Here is a 9621-nt window from a genome sequence, read left to right as displayed (position 1 = left end):
GACAAAACCAGTAGAAGAGCTTGTCCTGTCCGCTGCCCAGTTGACCCATCATGACGAATCACTCCCGTCGATCGATGTCTTCCAGGATACCCAACAATCTCCATATCGGGCGACTTTTTCAACACAATCCTCAGTTAAGGGACGTTCAGCCCACGATCTTGTTCGGCGTGTTACCGGGGCGGACATTCACAGAACTACCGCTAAGAGTGCCGCGAATGACTGCATGCGGGAAATTTTAATGCCCGGACCCGACCGGTTGGGAACGCGCAATGTGCATTCATATAAGCCGGCGCCCGGTTGCCGAAACGTTGCATACGGCAAATACCGAGCCACTGGTTTCACCAGGTGTTCCCAAAGCGGAGGTGAACTCGGCTATGCCGTTCAAATGTGCCGTCGATACCTCCGTTAGCTTTCGCAAGCGACGCCGGATCAAACGCGCTTTGGAATAAGTAGCGGTGGTGTATGTTCGTCGACATCCCCGATCCTTCAGGCAATCCGGGAATCATTGTTTAACTATACGATCGGATCGAAGACAGGTGGCCAGAAATTAGGACAACTTTTAATATGGTTTACAAATCGGTCGACGATTGGACTCTCGCAGCTATTCCAGATCAGACTCGTTTCGATCACAACCGGCATATCTTCCACCTGCTGGTATGCCACGCCGGGGCGGGCGAAACGCGCGAAGACCTGGGGCACCCATGCAATGCCCATCCCCGCCGCGACGAGGCTCACGATAGTCTGCATCTCGATAGCCTCCTGCGCGATATGAGGGGTGATCCCCTTCACGTGGTAGTACGACAGCAGTGCATCGAAGAGCGACGGCATGATTTGGCGGGGAAAGAGAACAATCGGGTCCGACGCAATGTCTGCGAACGACACCGGTTGGCGGTTCGCAAGCCGGTGATTGACTGGAAGCGCAACGAGAAACGGCTCGACCAGCAAAGTTAGCGCCGAAAGTCCGACTGGCGCAGCGCCCATAGCGTGCAGGACAAAGCCGGCATCCACTTGGTCTGCGCCAATCGCCTCGAGCTGCACATCGAGCGTTGCCTCGCGAAGCTCCAGCAGAACGTCCGGGTTCGCGTGCCGGAAACCACTGACCCAGCCGGGCATCCTGCCATAGGCCACCGTTGACGCGAAGGCAACGCGCAGACGGCCGGTCTGTCCTTCCGCCGCCGCCTTGACGATCCTCGGCAATTCGTCTGAAGCGCGAATCAGTTGCCGTGCATAGGCAAGTAGTGCTTCGCCGCCTGGCGTCAACGTCACGCTTTGCGGGTGCGGTCAAACAACGCCACCTCGAGAGACGCCTCAAGGCTGTGCATAGCCTGCGTAAGAGGAGGTTGAGTCATGTGGAGCCGCTCGGCTGCGCGTCGAAAATGCAATTCCTCCGCAACGGCGACGAACTGGCGTAGCTGTCGTATGTCGGTCACTGATATGTTCCGCGTATCAAATATGCGTGTGCAATATATTGGACCCTCCAATTTTGATTCTCAATACTTTTCTTATCGGCGAGCCGAATTTCAGTGCGCACCGATGTGCTGCCTGCGTGCCGTCTTTGCTTCAGGTGATTTCAACTAGCTGTCCGTTCGTGCGCTAAACCGCCGCCTCGACTTTTGCCAACCTTTCAGGATCTGAAGATGACCAAGCTTTCAAAGGCCTTAGCTGCCCGACGCCGCGCCCTCGCCGCCATGTTGCTTCCCCTGGTTGCGTGGGCAACCATCGGCACTGCGCACGCGGCGTCCCTCGAGGAAATCAAAAAGCGCGGCTACATTGTCGTGGCCACCGAAGACGACTACCGGCCCTTTGAATTCGTCAAGGACGGCAAGCCCACTGGCTTCGACAATGAAATGGTCGATGCGATGCGGAAGTACGCGCCCTTCGAGATCCGTCATGAAATTTTGCCCTTCACCGGCATCCTCGCCGGCGTCGCGACGGGTAAATACGACATCGCGATCACCGGGGCAACAATGACGAAGGACCGGATGCAATCGCTCGACTTCGCGAGCCCGATTGCAGACGCGACCGACTACTACGTCAAGCGAAAGAACGACGACTCGATCAAGTCGATCATGGACCTGAGCGGCAAAACAGTCGGCGTTCAGGCCGGCAGCGCGCAACTCGCTCACCTGTCTCAACTGCAGGCACAGATCGAGAAGAGCGGCGGCAAGATGGGCAAGATCGTGCAGTACACCTCGTATCCCGAGGCATACCAGGACCTGGCATTGGGCCGCACTGATTACGTCGTGAATACGATCATCAACCTCACGACGCTCGTCAATCAGAAACCCGGCGTCTTCGCGCTGGGACAACCTGTAGCCGCTCAGTCGATGGCGGCGTGGTCTGTGCAAAAGGGCAATGCCGACCTGCTCGCGTACGTCAACCAGTTCATCGCCAAGGAAAAGGCAAACGGCACGGTGGCGACCCTGCAGAAGAAATGGTTCGGTCAATCATTCAACCTACCGGTGACGTTCACCCCTGAATACTGAGCGCGAATGAGTTACTCCGACGTACTGTCGATTTTTAGCGGGGCGCTTACCACGCTCCTGCTGTCGGTTGCTGGCATTGCCCTGGGCCTGCCTATTGGACTCGGTATGGCCTTGCTGCGCTGGGGACGCGTACCGGCCGTTGCCCGCTTTGTCGCCGTTTACGTGAGTCTGCTGCGGGCGTCACCGTTGGTCACCCTGCTGCTGCTGCTGTTCTACGGATTGCCCAATATGGGCATTGAAATCGGTCCGATTGCCGCCGGAGTGCTTGCGCTCACGATGAATACCTCAGCTTTCTATTGCGAGATCTGGCGCTCGGCACTCCTTGCCTTTCCGCGGGAACAACTGGAGGCTGCGCGGGCAGTGGGAATGCGGCGAAGCATGTGTCTTCGCCGCATTGTGCTCCCGCAGATCGCACGCACAAGCCTCCCCGCGCTGGTCAACGAGATGTCGCAATTGATCAAGGTCACGCCGGTGCTTGCCATTGTGGGTGTGGTCGATATCACACGGGCTGCGGTTCGCATCGGCGCGGACACCTATCAGCCCTTGCCGCCGTTCTACGTCGCCCTGGCGATTTACATACCGATCATCTTCGCGCTCGTCAGCGTTCAGCGCTGGATTGAGCGCAGGCAGGCTCGCCTGGAGGCATCAGCGTGATCCACGATTTCGGCATTGTCTGGTTACACCGCGATCTGCTTTTGTCTGGCCTTGCGAACACCGTCATTTTGTCGGTGTCGGCGGCATTGAGTGCGCTCCTGATCGGTGCGCTGGTTTCAACGGTCCTCGTTCGCCGCGCGCGCGTCGCTGGCCATATTGTCCGCTTCTTGATGGACGTCGCACGCTGCACGCCGTTCCTTCTATTTGCCTACATTGTCTACTACGGCCTGCCTTCGCTCGGACTGCGTTTCGACAACTGGGGCGCAGGGGTGCTGGCATTGATTGTCTACCACTCCGCCTACATGGCCGAAATTATAGGGTCGGCCTGGCTCTCTCTGCCGCGCGACCCAATCGAAGCGGGCCATGCGTTCGGATATAGCGGCCTGCGCCTCTTTCACCGCATCGTGATGCCGCCGCTCGCTATGAACGCGGCGCCGGTAATAGGCAATCAGATCATTCAAATCGTCAAGGACAGCGCATTTCTGACGATCATTGCGCTACCGGAACTCACCAACGCGGCGAGCGCCATTCAGTCGCAGTATTTCGTCCCATTTGCGGCCTTTATCACGGCCATGTTGCTGTATTGGGCGCTCTGCCTGGTAGTCGAAGCCTTTGTATCCGTCCTGGGCCGGATGGCGGAGGCGCGCCGATGAATATGATGCACTACCCTACAAAAATGGACGATTCCCAGGCGGTTCTGAACATTATTGGACTCTCGAAGAGCTTTGGATCCTTGCAGGTGCTCGACAACGTCAGCTTTAGCGTTGCCGCGGGAGAGACGGTCTGCCTCTTAGGACCATCCGGTTCAGGAAAATCGACGCTGCTGCGCTGCGCTAACTGGCTTGAGCGTCCAGACCAGGGGCGCATTCTGCTGAAGGGAGAACAGGTCGGCGTCTCAAATGCCGGCGTCGTCATGAGCGACCGCGATCTCGCGAGGATGCGCATGCGCATCGGCATGGTGTTTCAGCATTTCGCGCTGTGGCCTCATCTGACCGTTTTGCAAAATGTGATGGAGGCGCCGGTGCACGTGCAGCGCCGCCCTAAAGACGTGGTGCGCGAGGAAGCAGAAGCACTCTTGCGCCGCGTTGGAATGTATGAGAAGAGAGACGCGTTTCCAGCGCGTCTTTCGGGCGGTCAAAAGCAACGGATTGGAATCGCAAGAGCGCTGGCCATGAAACCGGAACTGCTGCTCTTCGATGAACCGACCAGTGCGCTCGATCCCGAACTCGTCGGCGAAGTGCTTGCCGTCATGCGGGATCTCGCAAGCGAGGGTATGACCATGGTCGTCGTTACCCACGAAATGGCTTTTGCAAGGGACGCCGCAAGCCGCATTGCCTTTATGGATCGAGGCGGGATTGTCGAAAGCGCGGCGCCTGACGTTTTCTTCTCCGCTCCGGCCACGGAGCGCGCACGCCAATTTCTGCAGCGCTATTCCGCTGCATCCGACCGTTCGTTGGCATCCAGTTGACCACGAGCACTGCTAAACCACCACGCTAGGATTCCGAGCGATGACATATACAGAACTGCTGGCATGACTATCCATTCGAATACCCCAATGGCCGAGCGCGAAGCGCATCGAGCCCGCTACGAGGCACTTCGTGCCGAAGGGCAAGGCGCGTCGGCGCAAGCGCTACCGCCGCTTACCGTACGCGATCAACCAGAGCATGACGATGCCGTCCTGCACCGCGAACACGTGCCGGGCGGCTGGTACTGGACCACACGTCTGGCGCGTGGCGAAGCGCTGCGCATTGTGAACACGGCGGGCACCTCTGCTGTTTCGATGGTGGCGTGGTGCGAAACGGATCCCTCTGAACGCCTGAATACCGCGGACACGATGAAAGTCCAGTGGAGCACCGGGCTGCGCAAGGGTCGCGTGATTTATACGGAAATGGGACGGGTAGCGTTCTCCATTGTGGAAGACACCTCCGGCGCCCACGACCCGCTCGTCGGGCCAACCACGAAAGAATCGATGGAGAAGGCACTCGGGCACTCGGCGGCGAGGAACTCCCGCGATAACTTCTTCCTGGCCGCGGCAAAGCTTGGCTTGGCGCGTCGCGACGTGCCGGCCTGCATCAACTTTTTCGCACCAGTGGCGATCGCCGCCGACGGCCGGTTCGTCTGGCACCCCGAGCGGCGGACACCGGGAGATTTTGTCGACGTTCGCGCGGAAATGGATCTCCTCGTCGTGTTGTCCAACGCCGGCCATCCGCTTGATCCGGCTGTGCAAGCAGTGCCTGCGCATGTTGATGTGATCCAGTTTGTCACACCTCAACTAGGGTCCGGCGACTCCTGTCGCCATGCCTGCAGAGAAGTCGAACGTGCATTCGAGCAAACTGAGCGGCACATCCGCCGCGGGAGCAGGTCATGATGGGAACGTCCGCTTTTACAGACCTCGTGCTCGACGTGGTCATACCCGCCCGCTCGCCGTGGTCCCACGTGTTGCGTCGCGGACAGAAGCTGCGCCTTATCGACGTTGAGGGACAGCAAGCAGTCGATGCCCTGTTTTACAGCGCCGCGGACACCGCGCAACGCTACAGCGCACAGGACACGGTGCGCGAACAGGGATCGGCTTACATAGGACTCGGAACACGGCTCGTATCCAACCAGGGTGCCGTGATGGCGCAGGTGGTCGAAGACAGTTCGGGCCGGCATGACACGCTGGCAGGTTGTTGTTCATGCGAGAGCAACGTGGTCCGGTTTGGCGAAGCAACCCGCTATCAGCACGCATGCAGGGAGAACTTTGTGCTGGAGCTCGGGCGGTATGGGATGGGCAAGCGGGACATCGCGCCCAACGTGAACTTCTTCATGAACGTGCCGATCGACGACGCCGGCAATTTCGCCGTACTCGACGGCATATCGCCACCGGGAAGCTACATTGATCTGGTTGCAGAGATGGATCTGCTTTGTGTGTTCTCCAATTGTCCGCAGATCAACAACCCTAGCAATGACTTCAACCCGACGCCTGTACGCGTGATGATATGGGACGCCGCTCCGCAGCCGGCATAGACGGGTGACATAATCTCACGGCCGTGCGGACGAGTTCGGGCAAGCAGGCCGGCGGCCGGTCCGGACTCGTTTATCACTCGAATGACAAAATCGTAAGCTAAAAGATGATCTATCTGTACTACGTATCAAAAAATAATCGGGGACAAGCCGCGGATTTCTTCGCCATGTCTTACCGACGATCGCAGCCAAGCGTGCGGGAACTTGAGGCATGAACTCTCCGAAACTCAATGAACTGGACGCATGGCAAGCTGCACGCCTGATAGCGAAACGCGAACTTCGCGCGGTCGATTTGCTGCATGCATGCCTTGACCGGATCACGGAACGCGACGACGAAGTACACGCCTTTGCGCATCTCGATCGCGCTCACGCGCTAGTGCAGGCAAACGCCCTCGATAAGGGCCCCGTGCGTGGGCTGCTGCACGGGCTGCCGATCGGTGTGAAGGACCTGTTCGACACCATCGATTTCCCTACCAGCTACGGCTCGCCGGTCTACGGCGCGCACCGCCCGAGGGCAGACGCGGCTTCCGTCGCTCTGTGCCGCGAGGCTGGCGCTTTGGTGATGGGAAAGACAGTCACGACCGAATTCGCCTATTTTTATCCCGGGGCCACCCGTAACCCACATGACTTGACGCGCACGCCAGGCGGATCGTCGAGCGGCTCCGCAGCGGCGGTTGCTGACAGCATGCTTCCGCTGGCGCTGGGTACTCAGACGGCCGGCTCGGTCATCCGGCCGGCCGCGTATTGCGGCGTAGTCGGCTATAAGCCGAGTTCTGGGCGCGTTCCCCGTGCTGGCATCAAGAGCATCTCGGAGGCGCTCGATACGCCGGGAGGATTTGGACGTTGCGTGCGCGACGTGGCACTGCTCGGTGCTGTGCTCACCGGCGACGCGCGGCTCAGTACCAGTCCGGACGAATCAGCCGCACCACGCATTGGCCTGTGCCGGACGCCTGAGTGGGCCTATGCGGAAGCGGACACGCAACGTGCGTGGGACACGGCGACTGCCGCACTAACGCATGTTGCGCCAGCGCTTGCAGACGTCGCGCTACCGGACGATGTGCCGGATCTGGTAGCGTTGCAAAAGGAAGTCATGGCATTCGAAATGTTCCGTGCACTAAGCGTTGAGCGGCTGCATCACCGGGATCAGCTTAGCCTTCAATTGCAGGCTCAACTGGACAGCGGCAGCGTGATTTCCGGTGGCATACACGCGGCGAACCTCGTGCGTACCGAACGCGCAAGGCATCGCATTGACACCCTGTTCGACCGGTTTGACGTGCTGCTCGCGCCCAGTGCTGCAGGTGAAGCGCCAGTTGGCGTCGACGCAACCGGCGATCCGCTGTTTTGCCGCGGCTGGACTTTGCTAGGACTGCCCTGCGTGCATTTGCCGTTCACGCGTGGCAGCAACGGGCTCCCAGTGGGACTGCAGCTAGTCGGCCGCTGGGGCGACGACCACCGCCTGCTTTCGAGCGCGCAGTGGATTTACGACAGACTGACGCAATGAGCACGGCTCGTAACGCGATTGCCTGTTCTCGCGGCCGCGCGCCGTCAACCAGGAAGGTTTATGGTGCGGACCGCTCAATAGAAGGAATACGATAGATGCACGTCCACCTGGAAAATACGACCTCCAAGCCCCGTCCGTTCTGGCTTACGCCTGAACTCGTCGACGCCGCGCGCTCGAGCAATGCCGCGCTGCCGGGCGAAGTGCGGTTCACCGTCGGTAGCGATCTGGAAGACTTCGCGGGCAGCTTATCGACTGCGACAGTGCTCGTTACATCGTCGGGCGTCATTTGCGATCCGCGGTTTCCGCGCGGTGATCTGGCTGCGGCCGCGCCCAATCTACGATTCATTCACCTGATCGATGCAGGCGTGGAAGACGTCATGCCGTTGAACTGGCTGCCGGCGAACGTCCAGCTAGTCAACAACAGCGGGGTACACGTAGAGAAGGCACGCGAATTCACGATCATGTCGTTGCTCGCACTCAACGCGCGCCTCCCGGAAATAGTGTGGCACCAGCAGCGGGTGCAATGGGAGCAGGTTTTCACACCGCTCATTCGAGGAAAATCGCTCCTGGTCATTGGGCTTGGTGACATGGGACAGGCAGCAGTGGCGGCTGGCCACACACTCGGCATGAAAGTCTTTGGCGTACGGCGTTCGGGCATGAGTGTACCTGGCGTCGAGCAAGTTTATTTGCCGGGTCAACTACACGAGGCGGTCGAATTAGCTGACTTCATCGTGATCGCTACGCCCTTGACTTCCGGTACGCGGAACCTCGTTAGTCGGTCAGTTTTGGAAGCGACGAAGCAATCGGCAGCATTGTTGAATATTGGGCGAGCGGACGTTCTGGATCACGGCGCGCTCGTCGACTTGCTAAGGAATGGCAGGCTAAGCGGCGCGATATTGGACGTGTTGCCGCAAGAGCCGTTGCCCTCATCGTCGGAGCTTTGGGCCTGCCCGAACCTGATTATCAATCCACATGTAGGCGCGGACGACCCAACCACTTACATGACGGAAACGATGCGATTGCTTTTCGCCAATTTGCAGCAACACCTTACCGGCCGGCCGCTTCAAAATATCGTAGATCGTATGACCGAATACTAAGAGGCTGCCCCGCTGCGAGGGTTGGGCAGTAGGTCATCCGGGATATGGTGTGCCGCATGGTCTACCCGGAGAAATCAGAGTTCTTAGCCTCGTCGCCGGTGCTACGCAGATGGTCGGTTCGATACTGCGGTCGACCGCGTCGGGGTCGAGAGTACCATTTGGAATGAGCAAAAGCTGCCATACGCGGTTGGGCTTCTTTACTCCTGGGCGGGGGTCCGCTTCGGCCGATGAAGCAACGTTCATCCTCGCGAATTGAATGGCCGCTTGCTGGGTGGAACGATGGCCGATTGCCGTCTGTGACGTGATTACGGTTAGATCGCGTTTGCGCCGAGTATCGCCATCAAAATCTTACCGTTCCGCTGTCCCTGATCTTCCCAATTGTTGTTCTATACACCGACGAGTGTTACTGCCGGCAACGGCGGACCGTGACCGACCCATTTCCGCCTCTCACGCAGCGTTTTCGACCGTCCGTTCCCGCGCGCACACGAGACGGTCGGTGCCCAATGCGCCGCGATCAACGGCCCTTCTGCTACGGCTCTTCCCGCCGCGTCAATATCGACCTGGCGGGGGCAAAAGCAAGATAAAGAGCGTCCCCGATCCCACTGACCTACGAACGCGGTTGCCTCGTCTTCGGGCTCGCTACTGCTAAGACGCCAAGGCGGACCAGCCGCATGGTGGGCGCCAGCCATGACGCAGGTGCCGCCCATTGGGCATGACAGGCAAAGCCGGGCATGGTGTTCGTGACTGGTAACAAGAACGACGTCGCTGACGCGCGAGCACGCTGGCATGCCGACGGCAACCCAGCGACTTATGTCGCCGAGTTGCCGTGCGTTCACTCGCGATGTGGCCGCTTTACATCTTCACGATGTCCAGCAGCTTT

Annotated in this window: 10 protein-coding genes; 8 read left to right on the top strand and 2 right to left on the bottom strand. The window is 59.3% G+C overall.

Annotated elements, in window-relative coordinates; translation table 11 throughout:
• Positions 1-513: 513 nt before the first annotated feature.
• Positions 514-1197, bottom strand: coding sequence for a LysR substrate-binding domain-containing protein (locus P0D89_RS48600; protein ID WP_408379084.1), 684 nt, complete (start codon positions 1195-1197; stop codon positions 514-516).
• Between the two features lie 65 nt (positions 1198-1262).
• On the bottom strand, positions 1263-1430 hold the full coding sequence (locus tag P0D89_RS48595; protein WP_408379081.1) for a LysR family transcriptional regulator: 168 nt from the start codon (positions 1428-1430) through the stop codon (positions 1263-1265).
• Between the two features lie 207 nt (positions 1431-1637).
• Between P0D89_RS48595 and P0D89_RS48590 the strand changes: the two genes are divergently transcribed.
• The 8 genes from P0D89_RS48590 (at position 1638) to P0D89_RS48555 (ending at position 8741) form a co-directional block, all read left to right on the top strand.
• Complete coding sequence (locus tag P0D89_RS48590; RefSeq protein ID WP_310819529.1) at positions 1638-2486, top strand: transporter substrate-binding domain-containing protein; 849 nt, start codon at positions 1638-1640, stop codon at positions 2484-2486.
• Positions 2487-2492: 6 nt separating this feature from the next.
• The gene (locus P0D89_RS48585; protein WP_408379079.1) at positions 2493-3140 is read left to right on the top strand and encodes an amino acid ABC transporter permease; all 648 of its coding nucleotides are present in this window, start codon (positions 2493-2495) and stop codon (positions 3138-3140) included.
• Positions 3137-3793, top strand: coding sequence for an amino acid ABC transporter permease (locus tag P0D89_RS48580; protein WP_408379076.1), 657 nt, complete (start codon positions 3137-3139; stop codon positions 3791-3793). The genes P0D89_RS48585 and P0D89_RS48580 overlap by 4 nt, the downstream gene beginning before the upstream one ends.
• A gap of 2 nt (positions 3794-3795) precedes the next feature.
• Positions 3796-4608 carry an amino acid ABC transporter ATP-binding protein gene (locus tag P0D89_RS48575; RefSeq protein ID WP_408379086.1) on the top strand — a complete coding sequence of 271 codons (813 nt, stop codon included), beginning with the start codon at positions 3796-3798 and terminating at the stop codon, positions 4606-4608.
• A gap of 87 nt (positions 4609-4695) precedes the next feature.
• Entirely contained in the window at positions 4696-5508 is an 813-nt protein-coding gene (locus P0D89_RS48570) for an urea amidolyase associated protein UAAP1 (RefSeq protein ID WP_408379075.1), read from the top strand.
• Positions 5505-6146, top strand: coding sequence for an urea amidolyase associated protein UAAP2 (locus P0D89_RS48565; protein ID WP_216675003.1), 642 nt, complete (start codon positions 5505-5507; stop codon positions 6144-6146). Before P0D89_RS48570 ends, P0D89_RS48565 begins: the two co-directional genes overlap by 4 nt.
• 208 nt (positions 6147-6354) lie before the next feature.
• A complete protein-coding gene (locus tag P0D89_RS48560) occupies positions 6355-7644 on the top strand; it encodes an amidase (protein WP_408379073.1) in 1290 nt (429 codons plus the stop codon).
• A 95-nt stretch (positions 7645-7739) separates the two neighbouring features.
• Entirely contained in the window at positions 7740-8741 is a 1002-nt protein-coding gene (locus P0D89_RS48555; RefSeq protein ID WP_408379070.1) for an NAD(P)-dependent oxidoreductase, read from the top strand.
• Positions 8742-9621 lie beyond the last annotated feature (880 nt).

It is taken from the genome of Paraburkholderia sp. RL18-085-BIA-A (assembly GCF_046027075.1).
Classification (GTDB): Bacteria; Pseudomonadota; Gammaproteobacteria; order Burkholderiales; family Burkholderiaceae; genus Paraburkholderia.
The sequence above is the reverse complement of the archived record's forward strand: the minus strand, read 5'-3'. Positions and strand labels throughout refer to the sequence as shown.